Below are 17,064 nucleotides of genomic sequence, written 5' to 3'. Positions count from 1 at the left end.
ACGGCCCGCCCCCGTGGTGCCCCGGTGCAACCGCAGGTCAGAGCCGGTTGCGGCGCTCCTGCCCGCAGGCGTAGGCGAGGTGCGGGGTCAGCTCGTCCACGTCCGGCAGCCAGCGGTTGGCCTCGGTCGGCCGGCGGACCCAGTGCACCGAGCCGCGGGTGCCGATCCGGGTCGGCGGCGCCGGTACGTACGTGCCCTCGCCGCGCACCACCAGGTCGATCAGCTCGGGCGACCAGCCCTGCTGCCGTACCAGGTCGGGTACCTTCGCGGCGCCGCCCGGCAGCACGAAGAAGTACATGCGGCCCAGCGGGGTGGCGGCCACCGGGCCGAGCCCGGTGCCCATCCGTTCCATGCGGGCGAGCGCCAGACAGCCGGCTGCCTCGGACACCTCCAGGACGTCGAAGGTGCGGCCGGTGGGCAGCAGCACCGACGCCCGGGGCTCCTTGGCCCACATGCGGCGGGCGGAGGTGGCGCTACCGGTGGCGTGCCCCACCCAGTTGGGGCGCGTCGCATGCGCCCCCGGCGCATCACAGGCGTCCAGGTCGCACGAGCAGCGCGTGACACCGTCGGTGTATTCGAGCCAGGTGCCCGGCAGGACGTCCCAGTGCCGCTCGTCCGCGTACTGGACCGCGTGATCCAGCATCGAGCCGCTGCGCTGCTGCGGAACGCCGGGGGCTGAAGTAACGCTGATCTTCTCTTCCACGTTGATCACAACTTACCTTCTCCACAGGGGGTAACGGGCCTGCCGTGTCCGGTCGGCGACCCTGCGTGGTGGATGCCGTCCGCATGTGGGGCGCATCGGAGCATCTGTGGGGGCGTACGGGATGGACCCGGCGGGGGCCGGGCATTGATCTTCCCTGGTGCAGGGTGCAGGCCAGCGAGGGAGCCACGTCATGACTGCCAGAACAGTGTCCCCCGGACTGACCCCCGGGTTGCCCCATTCCCGGCAGCCGAACGAGCGTCTGCTGTCGCTGATCCGCGAAGCGGGGTGCTCCAACGCGGGGTTGGCCCGGCGGGTCAATGTGTGTGCCGCCGAGCGCGGCCTCGATTTCCGTTACGACAAGACGTCGGTGGCGCGCTGGATCAGAGGCCAGCAGCCGCGCGGCCGGGCCCCGGACATCATCGCCGAGGCGCTGGGCCGCAAGCTGGGCCGGACGGTGACCGTCGACGAGATCGGCATGGGTACGGCCCGGCAGCTCGCCTCGGCGGTCGGGCTGCACTTCGCGACCGGGCTCGCGGAGGGTGTGGAGCAGGCCGCCGAGCTGTGGCGCTCGGACGTGGCACGGCGCGAGAGCGCCGGCGCGGGCGGGGCCGGCGGGGCGTACGGGGCGGGCGGGGCGCATGTGGCGCCGGCCGCGCTGGTGGAGCCGAGCCGGGACTGGCTGATCACCCCGGCGGACCCGGAGGTGGCGCGGGCGAGCGGCCCGCGGGTGGGTACCTCGGACGTGGCGGCGGTGGCCGCGACCACGACCGCGCTGGTGGATCTCGACCGGCGCTGGGGCGCGGGGCATGTGCGGCCGGTGGTGGTGCACTACCTGAACAGTGTGGTGGCCGGTCTGCTGGCCGGCTCCTACCGGGAGTCGGTGGGCCGTGAACTCTTCGGCGCGGCGGCCCGGCTGACGGAGCTGGCCGGCTACATGGCGGTGGACAGCGGGCTGCCGGGGCTGGCCCAGCGGTACTACATCCAGGCGCTGCGGCTCTCGCAGGCGGCCGGGGACCGGGGCTTCGGCGGCTATGTGCTGGCGGCCGGGATGAGCCATCTCGCGGCCGAACTGGGCAATCCGCGCGAGGTGATCCAGCTGGCGCGGGCGGCTCAGGAGGGCACCAGGGGCCGGTGCGGGGCGCGGGCGGAGTCGATGTTCCTGGCGGCCGAGGCGCGCGGGCACGCGCAGCTCGGCGACGCCGCCGCCAGCCGGCGGGCGGCCGTGCAGGCGGAGAGCGCGCTGGAGCGGGCCGGGGACCCGGCCGATGACCCGCAGTGGATCCGGCACTTCGACACCGCCTATCTGGCGGACGAACTGGCGCACTGCCACCGGGATCTGGGGCAGGGCGACCGGCTGCGGGAGCGGGCCACGCAGGCGCTGGCCGCGCATCCGGAGAGCCGGGCGCGGCGGCGGGCGATCGGTCTGGTGCTGCTGGCGACGGGCCACTTGCAGGAGGGGGAGCTGGAGGCGGCCTGTGCGACGGCGGACCAGGCGGTGACGACGCTCTCGACGCTGCGTTCGGGCCGGGGCGCCGGGTACTTCGAGGACTTCCGCACCCGGCTGGACGCGCATCAGCACGACCCGAAGGTGCGGGACTTCACGCTGCGCTGGGATCTGGCCGGCTGACCGGGGCCGGAGCCGTGGCTCTGGCCCCGTGCGCCTTCGACCCGGCCGCCGGCGACCGCGCCGAGCAGCCGTTCCCCGACGGCGCCCGGGCCCGGTACGTCCAGCTGGAATCCACCGCCAACTCGGGCCGGGGGGCCGGTCAGCTGAGTGAGCTGGAGCTGTACCGCCGCTGACCCGCCCGGCCCGTCCGCCCCCCGCCGCGCGGTTCCGTGGGGTTCATCACCCCCCGGGTTTCTCAAACCGAGCGGTGCCGGGGGCGGACGCGTGGTGAGCGGCGCCCGGGACCCGGTAGCGTGACCGGCGATCGGCGTTCAGCGAACAGGAGTTCCTAGGTGACCAGCCGCAACGGTCGGGACGATGAAGCCCGTGAGGGCGTGGTGCTGCCCTCGCACCGTCAGCCGTGGGACGACGCGGGTGCGGAGACCGTGACGGCACCGACCGTGGGGCAGCCCTGGGGACAGCCGTGGGGGCCCGAGCAGCGCAACCCGGTGACCGGCCGGCAGACCGGCCAGGAGACCGGCCACCAGCAGCACCAGCAGCACCAGCCGTACCCGCAGCACGAGCCGCCGCAGGCCACCGCGCCGCCGCAGCAGGGCGGCCGGCACGCGCTGCCGCAGCAGGCCACGCCCCCCATGCCGAGCACCCCGCCGGCCCGTCCCGACGAGGCCGCCACCCAGCTGATCCCGCCGATCACGGACGACCACCCCGCGACCCAGATCGTGCCGCAGATCGGGGCGGGCGCCCCGCCCGCACCGCACCACGAGGCGGCCACCCAGCTGATCCAGCCCATCCCCGCCGACGACGACCACGCCGCCGCCACCCAGCTGATCCCGCCGGTGGGCGTGGACCACTCGACGGCCCAGCTGCGCCGGCTGCCGCAGGGCGCGGTGGACTCCGAGGGCGCCACCCAGCTCATACCGCCGATCAAGGACGTGGAGTCCACCACCCGGCTGCGCACCGTCGCCCCGCCCGCCGGCCGCGGAGGGCGGCACGGCCGACCGCCCGCCGCCGACCCGGCACCCGCCGCGGACCTCGGGGCCACCCAGATGCTGCCGCCGATCACCGACCTGCCCGGGCCGCCCCCGCCGCGCGCGGGCCGCTCCGGCTCCCACGCGGGGGCCGGACCGCAGCCGGGCGGCCGCGCCGCCGCCCGGCGGGCCGCGTCCTCCAGCCCCTCGGCGCGCAACTCGCCCGCCGTGCTCATCGCGGCCGTGGTGATCGGCTGCGCGGTCGTCGGCCTCGCGGCCGGCGCGCTGCTCAGCTCCGGCGGCGGCTCGGACGACAGCGAGGGGCCCGGCTTCCTGGAACAGCAGCAGGAGGAGAGCGGCGGGACGGTGGACGGCCGCCCGGAGGCCGAGGGCGGCGCCGGCGGCGAGGCCCCCGCCGACCAGGAGGACCCCGAGACGCTCGCTCGCGCGCAGGCCGAGCAGCTGTCCGGCCTGCTCGCCGACAGCAGCGAGAGCCGCGAGTCCGTCATCGCCGCCGTCGACCACATCAAGTCCTGCGACAAGCTCGGCGAGGCCGCCGAGGACCTGCGGGCCGCCGGTGAACAGCGAAACGGCCTCATCACCCGGCTGGACGAGCTGACCATCGACCGGCTCCCCGACCACCAGCCGCTGTCCGACGCGCTGCGCGAGGCGTGGCAGGCGTCCGCCGACGCCGACTACGCGTACGCGGCCTGGGCCGAGGAGCTGAAGGGCAACCGCCGGATGTGCCGGGGCGGCGAGCCGCGTCACACCGACAACGCCTCGCAGGCCGAGCAGGCCAGCGGCAAGGCCACCTCCGCGAAGGAGCGGGCGTCCGGGCTGTGGAACCCGGTGGCGGGCCAGTACGGGCTGCCCACCCGGGACGCGACGCAGCTCTAGGAGATGCCCCGGGGGAGCCGGTGACAGCGGCGGGCTACGGCCGGGTCCCCCGCAGCGCTCGCCCGAGGACGGCGCGGATGTGGCCGGGGTCGGCCCCCTCGTCGTTGAGGAGGATGGCCGCGCACAGGCCGTCGGACAGGGCGACGACGGCTTCGACCGCGTCGGGGTCGTCGGTCTGTGTCCTGGCGAGTTCCGCGACGCTCTCGCGCCAGCGCCGCGCGGCGGGGCGCAGGGCGGGCCGGCGGGCCGCCAGGGTCGACAGCTCCCGCTCGGCGAGCGCCCGCTCCCGGCCCGGGCCGGCGGACTCGGCGATGAGCCGGGCGAGACCGTCGAGTGGCTCGTCCTCGGACTCGATGAGCCGGCGGATGCGGTGGGTGTACTCGTCCGTGACGCTGGTCAGGGCGGCGACCAGCAGGTCGTCCAGGGTGGCGAAGTAGTACAGGGTCAGACTGGTGGTGATCCCCGCCTCTTTGGCGACGGTGCGGTGGGTGACCCCGGCGGCGCCGTCGCGGCGGACGACCGCGAGCGTCGCCTCGATGATCTGCGCCCGGCGGCGCTGCCCGCGCAGGGTGCGCCCGTCGACCGTGTCGTGTTCCGCCGCCATCTCCCGCTCACCCGTCGTCGCCGCTCCTGGCCGTCGAGGCTACCGGCTCCGCCTCACGGCCGGCGTCGTCCAGGGGCCGCAGATGGCGCAGCGTCGCGAAGCAGACCGAGGTGGCGGCCAGGACGGCGATGCCGGCCACCACGGCGGCGGTGTTGAGTCCGCTGGTGAACGCGGCGCGTGCGTCGTCGAGCGCCCCGGCCGGCAGCCGGTGCGCCAGGGAGGAGGCTCCGGAGAGACTATCGCCGTAGGTGTCGGCCGCGGAGGCGGACAGCCCGGGCGGGGGCTCGGCCCGGCTCCGGTAGATCGCGGTGGTGAGGCTTCCGAGGAGGGCGACGCCTGCCGCGATGCCGAGTTCCTGCACGGTCTCGGAGAGCGCGGCGGCTGATCCGGACTTCTCGGCCGGTGCCGCCCCCACGACGATGTCGGTACCGAGCGCGGCGATGACCCCGAGTCCGAGGTAGACGAAGGCGAAGCCGGTGACCACGCTCAGCTTGCTGCCGGTGCCGGCGAGGGCGAGCAGGACGTAGCCGGACAGGGAGAGCGCCAGGGTGGCCGACATGATGACGCCGGGTGCCACGCGGGCGGCCAGGAGCGGGGCTCCGACGGCTCCGGCGAGCATGGCCAGTGCGGGCGGGCCCATCCACAGCCCGGCCGTCGTCGGCGAGAGGTCCTCGACGAGTTGCAGGTACTGGGTGACCAGGAACATCGCCCCGCCGAAACCGGCCAGGCCGATCAGCATGACGGACAGCGCCGCGGAGAAGGCCCGGTTGCCGAAGAGCGTGATGTCCAGCAGCGGTTCGCTCAGCCGCAGCTGGCGCCGGACGAACGCGACCGCGGCGCCGCCACCGACGAGGAGGGCGGCGGCTGCCTGGAGGTCGATGCCGTGGGCGGCGGCGTGCTTGATCGCGTAGACGGCCGGCAGCAGCGCCGCGAGGGACAGTCCGACGCTCGGCAGGTCGAGACGGCCGGCGGGCGTCCGGTACTCCGGCAGCAGCGCCGGCGCGGCGGCCAGTACCAGCAGCGCGACCGGTACGGCGACGAGGAAGACCGCGCCCCACCAGAAGCCGGCGACCAGTGCTCCGCCCACGACCGGGCCGGCGGCCATCCCCAGGGCGAACATCGTCGCCCACACGCCGATCGCCAGCGCCCGCTGCCGGGGGTGGGGGAACATGTTGCTGATCAGGGACAGCGTCGAGGGCATGAGTGTCGCGCCGGCCACCCCGAGCAGGGCCCGCGCCACGATCAGCCACAGGGCGCTGGGGGCGAAGGCCGCGAAGACCGAGGCCGCGCCGAAGGCCGCCATTCCGATCATCAGCAGCCGGCGCCGTCCGATCCGGTCGCCCAGCGTGCCCATCGTGATCAGGAAGCCCGCGATGAAGAAGCCGTAGGCGTCCATGATCCACAGCATCTCGGTCGCGGTCGGGTCCAGGTCGGCGGCCAGGCTCGGCACGACGAGGTAGAGCGCCGTCACATCGAGCCCCAGCAGCACGGTCGGCAGCGCCAGCAGCGCGAGACCGATCCACTCGCGCCGCCCGGCACGCGCTGGCTGTCCCATGCTCGTCACACCTCGCCATCAGTAGTTGAACGCACGTACTACTTGTACCATGGTTCAAATCATGGCGGGCGAAGCGGAGGGGGTGGCGTCGGGCACGTCCGGCCCGGCTGCATCCGGGGGGCGGAAAAACATACGATCTCTTCTGTGTCTGCTGCCGAAAGCCCTTCCCGTCGCCCCCGTCGTTCCTTCACCATGGGCGGCATGCCGCTCAACGACATGCCCTGGTGGCGTTGGCGCGCCAATGTGCGCTCGGCGCTGCACATGCTCTCGGACCCGGTGTTCCACCAGGAGTGCTGGCTGCCCGGCCTGCCCGGCTACGGGGACGTGACCGACGCCGTCTACCGGCTGGTCGAGGACACCTGGCTGGACAACTGGTCGGCCGAGAAGTACATCGGCACCGTCTTCCGGGACACGCAGGAGGCGGCGCTGGTCGACGTGGCGGTGCTGCGGGTGCTGCGCATCATGCACCAGGTGGGCGCGGACGCCCCGGTGGCCGCGTACCTCCAGCACCACGGCTGGCCCGAGGCGGTACGGGCGGCCCGGGAGGCGCACGTCCGGCTGGCCCTCGCCGACGGCGACAATCCGGACGCGCCGCCGACCAGCCTGGACGAACTGGCCGCGACGGTGACCACGGTCTGAACGGCGTCCTGGGCGGGGCCCGGGATGTGCCACGCTTGGGCAGTATGAACGCCGCCGCTTCCGCCGCCGCTCCCGATCAGTATGTGCTGACCCTCTCCTGCCCGGACAAACCGGGCATCGTGCACGCCGTGTCGAGCTATCTCTTCATGACCGGCTGCAACATCGAGGACAGCCAGCAGTTCGGTGACCGCGACACCGGCCTCTTCTTCATGCGGGTGCACTTCACCGCCGAGGGCGCCGGCGCCGGTACCGGTTCCGGCACCGACGCCACGGAGAAGCTGCGCGCCTCCTTCGCCGCCATCGGCGACTCGTTCCAGATGGACTGGCAACTGCACCGCGCCGACCAGAAGACGCGTATCGTCCTGATGGTCAGCAAGTTCGGCCACTGCCTGAACGACCTGCTCTTCCGCACCCGCATCGGCGCCCTCCCGGTCGAGATCGCCGCCGTGGTCTCCAACCACACCGACTTCGCCGAGCTGGCCGCCTCCTACGGCGTCCCCTTCCACCACATCCCCGTCACCGCCGACACCAAGGCCGAGGCGGAGGCGCGGGTGCTGCGGATCGTCGAGGAGGAGGGCGTCGAACTGGTGGTGCTCGCCCGCTACATGCAGGTCATCTCCGACGACCTGTGCAAGAAGCTGGAGGGGCGGATCATCAACATCCACCACTCCTTCCTGCCGAGCTTCAAGGGCGCCAAGCCCTACCACCAGGCGCACGCCCGGGGCGTGAAGCTCATCGGCGCCACCGCCCACTACGTCACCGCCGAACTCGACGAGGGCCCCATCATCGAGCAGGAGGTCGCCCGGGTCGGCCACGGTGTCACCCCGCAGCAGCTGGTGGCCATCGGCCGCGACGTGGAGTGCCAGGCCCTGGCTCGCGCCGTGCAGTGGCACAGCGAGCACCGCGTCCTCCTCAACGGCACCCGCACCGTCGTCTTCGACTAGCAGCTGTCGCCCGGCTCGTCCCCTCCGCGCCCCCGCTCCGCCCGCCCGGGCGGACCGGGGGCGCGGTGCGTCCGGGCCGGCCGCGCCTCCGGGTCATGGCCGGGGCGCTATCGGGGCCTTGCGGTGGCGGCCCCACGCGACGAAGAGCGCGAGTGCGGTGAGTACGGCGTTGAAGCCGGTGTCGGCTCCCTCGCCCCGTGCGAGGTGGAAGACGATCGCGGAGCCCATGAGGGCGACCACGCCGAGGGCCGCCAGGACGGCCAGCTGGGGCCGGACGCGGGTGACCGAGGGCAGCAGGACGCCGAGCCCGCCCAGGATGTCGAAGCCCGCGGAGGCCCGGAGCAGACCCGGCAGCTCTCCCGCCCACGCGAACGCCTCCGCGACCTGGTCGAGGGGCGCGGCCAGCTTCCAGAGGCCGCCGCCGACCAGGATCGCGGCGAGGAGTCCCTGTGCGCTCCACAGGCCGAGGGTCAGGGCCCTGGGGGAGTGGTCCGTCCGGGGGTGCGGGGGTGTGGTCATCGTGTCCTTCTCCGGTCGGCGGTCAACTGATTGATCGCGGGGGTCACAAGGTAACCGCTGGATCAGTACTGAACAAGCTGTCCAGAAGTGAACGATGACATAAGTAGCCCTATGGCGGGTCGGCGTCTCGGGTAGGGTGGCCGCCATGGGGATGACCGAGGAAGGCCCTGTCGACCCCCGGGTCCAGCGCACCCGCCGCGATGTCGTCGACGCCGCCACGGAACTGTTCACGTCCGAGGGCTGGGCGGCGGTCACCCATGCCGAGGTCGCCCGCCGCGCGGGCTACTCCAAAGCGACCGTCTACGCGCACTGGCCCACCCGCCTGGACCTGGTACGGGCGTCCGTCGGGCAGATCTGCGGCACCTCCGAGCATCCCCGGCCGACCGGCGACCTGCGCGCCGATCTGATCACCGCACTGCTGGACTTCGCCGACGACCTGTCCCGGGGGCATCTGGCCCGGGTGCTCGGCGGAGTCTTCGAACGCGCCGGGAGCGACCCCGCCGTCGACGAGATGCGCGGACAGCTCTACGCCGAGGGGGCGGGCCCGCTGGAGGCCATCCTCGGTACACATCTGCCCGAGGAGGCGGTCGAGCCGTGCGTGGCCCTGCTCACCGGCGGCGTACTGGTCCGCGTCGCCATGCAGGCATCCCCGGCCACACCGGAGTTCATCGAAGACCTCGTCGACCGCGTCCTCGCCTCGGCCCGGGGCTGACGCGGCCGGACGACGCCGCGCCGCCCGGCCCGCACCGGAGGCCGGGCGCGCCCCGGATCAACGCCGCCCGGCCCGCGCCGCGATCCGCGCGCCCCGGGCTCAGAGCCGCGACAGCGCGGTCAGCGCGCTCAGCACATCACTGATCGCCGCCTGGTCGCCCTGCCCGGCCACCGCCGCCTCGGCCGGGGACTGACGCCCCGCCGCCAGCCGGCAGAACTCCACATCCGCCAGTGCCACCTGGGCCACCGCGTCCCGCGCCGCCACCCGCGTCACCGCGGCCGTCGGCGAGTCCAGCGGAATCCAGTAGTCCCCGCCGCCCGCGCCCTCGATCTCCAGATGGACGGTACGGCCCGGCGCACCCGCCGTCGTCAGCCGCGCCCGGGTCGTCGCCAGACCGGCCCGGCGCCGCCCCGCGATCGACCCCGGCAGCCGGCGCGCCGTGAGATCCACCAGCAGCCGCAGATGCGCGCCCAGCGGCGCCTCGTACGGATAGTCCACCGCGTCCGCGATGTCCCCGGCGTGCGTCCAGCACGCGAACGCCCGGTTCAGATAGGCGTCCGACAGCGGTATCCGCGGCCCGGCCGCCGCCCCGAGCCCCGGGAAGATCCCCGGATCGCAGACGGACACCGGCAGCATCTCCTCCCCGGTACGGCCACCGCGCCGCGCGGCCGTCCGCACCAGCTCCCGGCTCTGCTCGCGCCACTCCTCCCAGGCCCGCGCCGCCACCAGCCGGGCCGGCCCGCTGTCCCCGCCGGCCGCGGTCACCAGCCGCCACCGGGTCTCGGTACGCTCCAGCGGATCGGCCGGCGCGTCCGCGCCGAGCGGATCGGGCAGCCCGACCGCCCGGGCCAGCAGCCCGTCCATCGCCACCAGATGATCCAGCACCTGCGCCACGGTGAGCGACCGCCCGGCCCGTTCCTCGCCCGCGAACCACCGCACCCGCACCGGGATGTCCCACTCGTCCGCGTTGATGTCGTGCAGCAGCGCGTCGAGCCGCGCGGCCTCCGCGTCGTACGGCGCCGCCCAGCCCGGCACCGGCCGCACCGCCGGCCGGCGGGCGAGAGCGCTCTCCAGCACCCCGTGCCGCAACTGCGGATCCAGGTCCAGGCTGCGCGGCGGCCCCAGCAGGGTCACCGCGTCCCGCAGCCGCAGCGCCTCGTCGGCGCACCGGGCGCAGTCGTTCAGATGCGCCTCCACACAGGCCGCCTCCTGGACGGAACAGGCGTCCAGCGCCCACACGCCCAGCAGCGACATCAGCTCCTGATGGGTCAGCCGCCCGTCTCCCTCCGGACCCGGTGCCGCGCCGGGACGTCCGCCGGTGCGCTCCCGCCCGGTGCGCTGCCGCGGTGCCGTGCCCCGGCGCACGGCGGGAACCGTACCGGGACCGGGGGCCGCCGGCCCCGGCGCCCGCCCGCCGCGCGGTGCCGGAACCCGGGGCGCCCCGGCGGCGCCCGCCCCGCCGCCCGGCTGCTCCTGATCGCCGGGCTCCCGGCTTCCCGGCCGCGCGGCCGTCATACGCGCTGCTCCCGTCGTACGTCATCGGGATAGGTAGTCGCCGAGGCCAGCAACTGCAACCCCAGCCGCAGTCTGCGCCGCGCCTCGGCGTCCGTGATGCCCAGCTCCCGCGCGACCTCGCGGTAGTCGGTGCGCCCGCCCCTGGCCAGCTCCAGCGCCTCGCGCAGCGGGGCCGGCATGGCCGTGACGATGTAGTCGGCGCGGGCGGCGGTGGACGCGGTGCGGATGCGCTCGGCCGATCCTGCCGCCGTCCCCTCCCGGCGGCGCAGCCGGGCCACGGCGAGCCGGTGCGCCTCGCCGGCGATCCAGGACCGCATGGGCCCCTGGTCCGGGTCGAAGCTCTGCGGCGTGGCCCAGATCCGTCCGAAGACGTCCCTGGTCACGCGCCCGGTGGTCTCCTCGTCGGTCAGCACCCGGTGGGCTATGCCGTACGCCAGGGAAGCGAAACGATCGTAGAGTTCGGCCAGGGCCGCCGCCTCGCCGCTCTCCAGCCGCCGGCGCATGTCGCGGTCCCACTGTGGCGGTGTCTCATGTGCCATCCCTGCCCCCAAGCGTTCTCACACCCGGCACAACCTCCGACCCCGTGCGTACGTCAAATGTAGTGCGAGGAACTGTTTCCGCGCGCCCCCGAAAGGCAGTATGCGCCCGCTCTTTCCAGGACGCGGATGTCCGGGCCGGATCGGGGTCGGATCGGATGGCCGGATGACCGGGGGCGGACGGCGGACGGTGGAATGTGACGCGTGAGACGCGTGAAAGTGGGCAAGGGCGCTGGGGAGAGCCCCCGGAAGGACCGGGGACGACCTCGGTGAACATCGAAGGAGAGGGCACGCGGGCGTGACATTGACGGTGGATGCGGAACTGCGGGGCGAGTGGGCCGTGCTGCGGGTCGCGGGCGAGCTCGACCTCGTGACCTCGCCCGTGGTGCGCCAGCATGTCCATGACGCGGTGGCCGATGGGCGGCGCAGTGTGGTACTCGATCTGTCGCAGGTGCAGTTCTGCGACTCCTCCGGGGTGGGAGTGCTGATCGCCGCGCGGCGGCTGATGCGCTCGTGCGCCGGACGGCTGCGGCTGATCCTCCCGGCCCAGGGAGCGGAGGACGGCTCCCACGTCAACCGGGTGCTGGCCGCGCTCGGCGTGCGCCGGCTGTTCGACTGCTATCCGGATCTGGCGTCGGCGACCGCCGAACCGCTGCCCGCCTGAGCGGTCCGCGCGGTAATCTGCGCGGCTGTGTGCGGACCTGTGTGCGATAAAAGCGCCCGGGTCTCGTACAGAAGCAGTACCCCGTACTCCTTTGCGTCGGAATACGCGGGAAGTGCTTGTTGCCCGACTCGCCCTCAACGATGCTGTGCTGCACCGAGTTTGTCCGCCGGTCGGAATGGTGTGAACGGTGCAGGTACAGGAGCAGGTGCTACGGACCCAGCTGGAGGTCGGACCCGAGCCGTCGGAGGTGCGGCGCGCACGGCACTGGCTGCGTGAGCGGCTGGCCGGCACCGGCGTCTCACCGGGTCAGGTCGACACCCTCACGCTGCTGGTCTCCGAACTGGTGACCAACGCCGTGGTGCACACCGGCAGCCCCGCCGTCCTGCGGCTGGTGATGCGCGAGAGAGCCTGCCGGCACCCGGTCCGCCTCGAAGTCGCCGACCGCAGCGCCCTGGCCCCCCGGCCGCGCAGCGCCGACACGGACGACACCTGCGGACGCGGCCTCGAACTCGTCGATCTGCTCGCCGACCGCTGGGGCTGGCAGCGGGAGCCCGCGGGCAAGCGGGTGTGGTGCGAACTGGACTGCCCCGCCGCGCTGTGACCGGGCTCGCGCCACCCGGGGGCGTACGGATCCGGCCAGGTCCGGCGCGCACGCGGTGGCCGGATCGTCCCCGCCCTCTTCTCAGCCCCGCCGGGTGCGCGCTATGGCCGCCGCTATCCGCGGGGCGTCCCTGGCCAGCTCCCGGATCATGCCGCTGATCGGATTGGTGAACCCGGTGAAGTACAGACCGGGCGCCGTGGGGTGCGTCTCCTTCCCGTGCACCACCGGCTTCCCCGCCCCGTCCAGCAGCCCCAGGTGCCCGATCAGCGGTTCGAGACCGCGCCGGTAGCCGGTGGCGGCGATCACCACCTCGGGGGTGATCGCGGTGCCGTCCGCCAGCAGGACCCGTTCCCCGTCGAACGCGGTCACCGCGCGGGTGATCTGCACCTTCTGCTTGCGCACCGCCCGGATCAGCCCCACGTCCTGCACCGGGATGGCGCCCGCCCGCGCCCGCGTGTACAGGCCGGTGGCCGGACGCGGCAGCCCGTACTGCGCCAGATCGGGGAGCAGCCGGGCCACCGGACGGGCCATGCGGTCCACCAGGCCCGCCGGGAGCCGCCGGACCAGCACCCCGCTGGCCTGGGACGGCCAGCCGAGCGTCGAGCGGCGCAGGATGTGCGGCGGGGTGCGCACCGCGAGCCTGACCCGGCCGGCGCCGCCCTTCCCGGCCAGGTCGGCGGCTATCTCCGCGCCGGTGTTCCCGACCCCCACTACCAGCACGTCCTTGCCGGCGTACGGGCCCGGGTTGCGGTAGGCGTGCGCGTGCAGGAACGCGCCGGTGAACCCCTCGCGGCCCGGCCAGGGCGGCACGAACGGGGTGTGGTTGTACCCGGTGGCCAGCACCACGGCGGAGGCACGCAGCTTCCGGCCGCCGTTGGCCAGCAGCGTCCAGCCGCCCGGGGAGGCGCTGTCGTCCCGCTCCACGCGGGACACCTCGACCCCGGCCGCGAGATCCAGCTGGTGGTGGACGGCGTACCGCTCCAGATAGCGCACGAAGTCGTCACGGGCCACCCAGCGCCCGGCGGACCGGGGGATCGGCATCCCGGGCAGGGACGACCAGCGGCGGGTGGTGTGCAGATGGAGCCGGTCGTAGTGGCCGCGCCAGGAGGCGCCGACATCACCGGCCTTGTCGACCACGACGGCGCGTATGCCGCGCTGTTTCAGCGCCGCCGCGACGGCGAGCCCGCCGGGCCCCGCGCCGATGACGTGGACCGGGGACAGAGGTTCGGACGTGGGCGTGGACATGGCGTTGAGGATACGCAGAACGGTCGGCGGCGACACCGGGTCCGGCGGAGACAGGAACCGGCCGGCCGGCGCCCCCGCGCCGTCACGCTCCCCGCGACGCCGGTCAGGCCGCCGGCTTCCTGCCCGTCACGCCCAGGTGCACCAGCGTCGTCAGCGCCGGCTTGAGATCGGTCTGCTTGGCCCCCAGCGACTGGAGGCTCTTGGGCTGCGCGGAGACCGCCGCCAGCATCGTGACCAGCGAACCGGCCAGCGCCGCCGAGGAGATGCCGCCGCCGCTGCCGCGCCCGCGCGCCTGGAGCCCGTCGATGGTCTCGGCCAGCGGCTTGACGACCGCGCCCTGGATCCGGGTCCTGATGCGCACGAACCGCCGGTCGCCCTCGGACGCCGCCAGATCGACGACCCGCAGGATCGCGTCGTGCCGGCGCCAGAACGCCAGGACGCCGTCCACCAGTTCCTCGGCGGTCTGCCGGCCGGCCTTGCCGGTCCAGGAGCGGCCGGCCACCAGCTCGGACAGCGACGCGGACTCGCGCAGCGTCACCTCGGCGAGCTCCAGCACGGCCGCCTCGACGTCCGGAAAGTACTGGTAGAACGTGGCCGGTGACGTGCCCGCCTTGCGCGCCACGTCGATCACCCTGACATCGCGGTACGGGGAGGTGGACAGCATCTTGCCCAGGCAGTCCAGCAGTTTCTGCCGGGTGGCCTGCCCGCGGCGGCCCGCCACCCGGCCGTCCACAGTCGTTACATGTCCTGTCATGCCGTCAGCTTATCGACGTGTCCGAACGGCGCGATCCGGCCGCGTCCGAACGGGTATCGGTGCGGTCGCGCGGCCTATCCGGCCCCGGATTCGCCACTGTCAGTGGCGGAGGGAAGAATCGGCTCGAAGGTCCGCTGGTGCCGTGGAGCAATGAGATGCTGCTCGGGGGCGGCACGAACGAACGAGCGTACCTACGGGGAGGTGTCCAGCACGATGGTGCAGCAGCTGACGCAGCACGATCCACGGCGGATCGGGCCGTTCGAGGTGCTGGGGCGGCTCGGGTCCGGCGGCATGGGGCTGGTCTACCTGGCCCGCTCGGCATCCGGGCGCCGGGTGGCGATCAAGACCGTCCGCACCGAACTGGCCGAGGACCAGCTGTTCCGGGTGCGCTTCACGCGCGAGGTCGAGGCGGCCCGCGCCGTCTCCGGCTTCTACACCGCGGCCGTCGTCGACGCCGATCCCCGCGCCGCCGTGCCGTGGCTGGCCACCGCCTACGTACCCGCCCCCTCGCTGGAGGAGATCGTCAGCGAGTGCGGCCCGCTGCCGCCGCAGGCCGTGCGCTGGCTGGCCGCCGGCATCGCCGAGGCGCTCCAGTCGATCCACGGCGCCGGCCTGGTGCACCGCGACCTGAAGCCGTCCAACGTCCTGGTGGTGGAGGACGGCCCCCGGGTGATCGACTTCGGCATCGCCTCGGGTGTCTCCAACACCCGCCTGACCCTCACCAACGTCGCGGTCGGCACCCCCGCGTACATGTCGCCCGAGCAGGCCAGGGACTCCCGCGGGGTGACCGGCGCCTCGGACGTGTTCTCGCTCGCCTCCACCCTGGTCTTCGCCGCCACCGGACACGCCCCCTACCACGGCGCGAACCCGGTGGAGACCGTCTTCATGCTGCTGCGCGAGGGCCCCGACCTGGAGGGGCTGCCCGACGAGCTGCGCCCGCTGATCGATTCCCTGATGACCTCCAAGCCGGAGGACCGGCCCACCCCGGCCGACCTCCAGGCACAGCTGGCACCGCACCTCTTCGCCTCCTCCGGGGACGACGACAGCGGCTCGGCGTCCGCGTGGCTGCCCGCCGGGGCGGTGGCGCTGATCGAGGAGCGGCGGCACCGCGGGCGCGGTACGCCGGCGCCGGTCCAGGGCCCCGCCTCGCCGTCCTCGCCCGTGCCGGTGCCCTCGCCCCCACCGCCGTCGGTGCCGCCGTCCGTTCCCGCGTCCGTACCGTCGCGGGCCGAGGAGCCGGCCACCCCGCCGCCCCCGCCGTCCACCCCGCCCCCGCCGCCGGCCGAGGAGCCGCCGGCCCCGGTGCAGGTCCAGGTCCGGGAACAGGTCAGGGAACAGGCCACGATCCGGCTCGCCGGATCCCAGCTGCCGATCGGCCCGGGCCCCCGGCCGCCCGCCCCGGTGGCCGCGCCGCAGCCCGCGCCCCTGCCGGCACCCGCGGTGGTGCCGGCGGACTGGCGCCCGTGGCGGTTCCGGATGACCAACGACCTGTGGGGCACCCCGCTGGTCCGCGACGGGCTGCTGTACGTCACCTCCTTCGAGGTGCACGCCCTCGACGTGGCCAGCGGACGCAGACAGTTCAAGACCCGCGAGGTCGCCTGGTCGATGGCCGTCACCGGCGGCAAGGTGCTCGCCTCGGACGGCCCGAGCCTGTACGCACTGGACGCCACCGACGGCTCCGACCGCTGGCGGGTGCCCACCGAGGGGTGGATCTACGGGCTGCGCGCCGAGCGCGGCACCGTCCTGACCGCGACCCGCGGCGGCGGCGTCCAGGTGTGGGAGGCGGGCACCGGCGAGCAGCTGTGGGAGCTGTCGGGCGCGCACACCGACTTCGAGACCCGGGAGACCGCGCCCCTCATCCACGGCGGCGCGGTCTACGCGTGGGGAGAGGGCCAGCTGTACGTCCTGGAGGCGCGCACCGGCAGCGAGCTGTGGCGCTACCCGGTGGGCGACGCCACCGCCACCGGCGGCGTCCCGGTCCGGATATGCCCGACCGACGACGGGACGGTGTACGTGGCGGCCGGCTCCCGGGTGCTGGCGCTCGACGCGGCCACCGGCGCGGAGCGCTGGCGGTTCGACACCCCGGCGGCCATCCTGGCGCCGCCCGCCTACGAGCCGCCGTCCTCCCGCGCCGCCGGCATCTACTTCACCGACTACCTGGGCACCGTCTACGCGCTGGACCTGGCCACCGGCGACGACCGCTGGCGGATCGCGACCGAGGCGCGGCAGTCCACCGAGGCCGTGGTGATCGCCGACGGGCTCGTCCACCTCGGCAGCGGCACCGCCATGTACACCCTGGATGCGGTGAGCGGCACCCCGCGCTGGCGGTTCGCGGCCGGAGACTCGATCGTCGGCAGCCCGGTGGTGAGCGAGGGGCGGGTGCACTTCGGCTCCGAGGACCACTGTCTGTACACGCTGGACGCCAGCAGCGGGCGGCTCAGCTGGAAGCTGGAGACCGGCGGCGCCATCACGGGCAGCCCGGCGGTCTCGCAAGGTGTGGTGTTCGCGTGCAGCAAGGACCACTGCGTGTACGCGCTGGACGCCGCAAGGGGAACACGACAAGGCTGACGAGTGAAGGGAC

At 74.2% G+C, this 17,064-nt stretch carries 17 protein-coding genes; 9 read left to right on the top strand and 8 right to left on the bottom strand.

The features are described 5' to 3' along the window. Positions 1–37: 37 nt before the first annotated feature. Positions 38–712: a bifunctional DNA primase/polymerase gene (locus tag BM385_RS00460; protein WP_019431636.1), complete on the bottom strand. Its 675-nt coding sequence runs from the start codon at positions 710–712 to the stop codon at positions 38–40. 181 nt (positions 713–893) lie between these two features. Here BM385_RS00460 and BM385_RS00455 point away from each other — a divergent pair, with 181 nt between their 5' ends. The 3 genes from BM385_RS00455 (at position 894) to BM385_RS26935 (ending at position 4,195) form a co-directional block, all read left to right on the top strand. After that, complete coding sequence (locus tag BM385_RS00455) at positions 894–2,330, top strand: NsdA family TPR-like regulatory protein (protein ID WP_093841841.1); 1,437 nt, start codon at positions 894–896, stop codon at positions 2,328–2,330. Positions 2,331–2,344: 14 nt separating this feature from the next. Further along, positions 2,345–2,503: a hypothetical protein gene (locus BM385_RS26940; protein ID WP_175542884.1), complete on the top strand. Its 159-nt coding sequence runs from the start codon at positions 2,345–2,347 to the stop codon at positions 2,501–2,503. Positions 2,504–2,662: 159 nt separating this feature from the next. Then, on the top strand, positions 2,663–4,195 hold the full coding sequence (locus tag BM385_RS26935; RefSeq protein WP_019431634.1) for a hypothetical protein: 1,533 nt from the start codon (positions 2,663–2,665) through the stop codon (positions 4,193–4,195). A 34-nt stretch (positions 4,196–4,229) separates the two neighbouring features. On the opposite strand, the gene BM385_RS00445 is transcribed toward BM385_RS26935, so the two are convergent. After that, positions 4,230–4,799 carry a TetR/AcrR family transcriptional regulator gene (locus tag BM385_RS00445; protein ID WP_019431633.1) on the bottom strand — a complete coding sequence of 190 codons (570 nt, stop codon included), beginning with the start codon at positions 4,797–4,799 and terminating at the stop codon, positions 4,230–4,232. Positions 4,800–4,806: 7 nt separating this feature from the next. Beyond that, positions 4,807–6,354: an MFS transporter gene (locus BM385_RS00440; protein WP_019431632.1), complete on the bottom strand. Its 1,548-nt coding sequence runs from the start codon at positions 6,352–6,354 to the stop codon at positions 4,807–4,809. Positions 6,355–6,546: 192 nt separating this feature from the next. On the opposite strand from BM385_RS00440, the gene BM385_RS00435 reads away from it, so the two are divergent. Then, a complete protein-coding gene (locus BM385_RS00435; protein WP_019431631.1) occupies positions 6,547–6,993 on the top strand; it encodes an SCO4402 family protein in 447 nt (148 codons plus the stop codon). A gap of 44 nt (positions 6,994–7,037) precedes the next feature. Next, the gene (gene purU, locus BM385_RS00430; RefSeq protein ID WP_019431630.1) at positions 7,038–7,937 is read left to right on the top strand and encodes a formyltetrahydrofolate deformylase; all 900 of its coding nucleotides are present in this window, start codon (positions 7,038–7,040) and stop codon (positions 7,935–7,937) included. A gap of 93 nt (positions 7,938–8,030) precedes the next feature. Here the strand turns inward: purU and BM385_RS00425 are convergent, their stop codons facing one another. Next, complete coding sequence (locus BM385_RS00425) at positions 8,031–8,456, bottom strand: DoxX family protein (RefSeq protein WP_093841840.1); 426 nt, start codon at positions 8,454–8,456, stop codon at positions 8,031–8,033. A 145-nt stretch (positions 8,457–8,601) separates the two neighbouring features. Here BM385_RS00425 and BM385_RS00420 point away from each other — a divergent pair, with 145 nt between their 5' ends. Further along, positions 8,602–9,168, top strand: coding sequence for a TetR/AcrR family transcriptional regulator (locus BM385_RS00420; protein ID WP_093841839.1), 567 nt, complete (start codon positions 8,602–8,604; stop codon positions 9,166–9,168). A 99-nt stretch (positions 9,169–9,267) separates the two neighbouring features. Here BM385_RS00420 and BM385_RS00415 read toward each other — a convergent pair whose 3' ends face one another. Together BM385_RS00415 and BM385_RS00410 are read right to left on the bottom strand one after the other, a co-directional pair. Continuing rightward, complete coding sequence (locus BM385_RS00415; RefSeq protein WP_093841838.1) at positions 9,268–10,683, bottom strand: MDMPI N domain containing protein; 1,416 nt, start codon at positions 10,681–10,683, stop codon at positions 9,268–9,270. Then, positions 10,680–11,222, bottom strand: coding sequence for a sigma factor (locus BM385_RS00410; RefSeq protein WP_051130992.1), 543 nt, complete (start codon positions 11,220–11,222; stop codon positions 10,680–10,682). The genes BM385_RS00415 and BM385_RS00410 overlap by 4 nt, the downstream gene beginning before the upstream one ends. A gap of 295 nt (positions 11,223–11,517) precedes the next feature. Between BM385_RS00410 and BM385_RS00405 the strand changes: the two genes are divergently transcribed. Beyond that, the gene (locus tag BM385_RS00405) at positions 11,518–11,883 is read left to right on the top strand and encodes an STAS domain-containing protein (RefSeq protein ID WP_026047060.1); all 366 of its coding nucleotides are present in this window, start codon (positions 11,518–11,520) and stop codon (positions 11,881–11,883) included. Positions 11,884–12,070: 187 nt separating this feature from the next. Then, a complete protein-coding gene (locus BM385_RS00400) occupies positions 12,071–12,484 on the top strand; it encodes an ATP-binding protein (protein ID WP_019431624.1) in 414 nt (137 codons plus the stop codon). A gap of 81 nt (positions 12,485–12,565) precedes the next feature. On the opposite strand, the gene BM385_RS00395 is transcribed toward BM385_RS00400, so the two are convergent. Together BM385_RS00395 and BM385_RS00390 are read right to left on the bottom strand one after the other, a co-directional pair. Then, entirely contained in the window at positions 12,566–13,729 is a 1,164-nt protein-coding gene (locus tag BM385_RS00395; protein WP_175542883.1) for a flavin-containing monooxygenase, read from the bottom strand. A gap of 103 nt (positions 13,730–13,832) precedes the next feature. After that, on the bottom strand, positions 13,833–14,483 hold the full coding sequence (locus BM385_RS00390) for a TetR/AcrR family transcriptional regulator (protein WP_026047058.1): 651 nt from the start codon (positions 14,481–14,483) through the stop codon (positions 13,833–13,835). Positions 14,484–14,696: 213 nt separating this feature from the next. Here BM385_RS00390 and BM385_RS00385 point away from each other — a divergent pair, with 213 nt between their 5' ends. Continuing rightward, the gene (locus tag BM385_RS00385) at positions 14,697–17,051 is read left to right on the top strand and encodes a serine/threonine-protein kinase (RefSeq protein ID WP_175542909.1); all 2,355 of its coding nucleotides are present in this window, start codon (positions 14,697–14,699) and stop codon (positions 17,049–17,051) included. The last annotated feature ends 13 nt before the right edge of the window (positions 17,052–17,064 follow it).

Source organism: Streptomyces harbinensis, assembly GCF_900116145.1.
Classification (GTDB): domain Bacteria; phylum Actinomycetota; class Actinomycetes; order Streptomycetales; family Streptomycetaceae; genus Streptomyces; species Streptomyces carpaticus.
The sequence above is the reverse complement of the archived record's forward strand: the minus strand, read 5'-3'. Positions and strand labels throughout refer to the sequence as shown.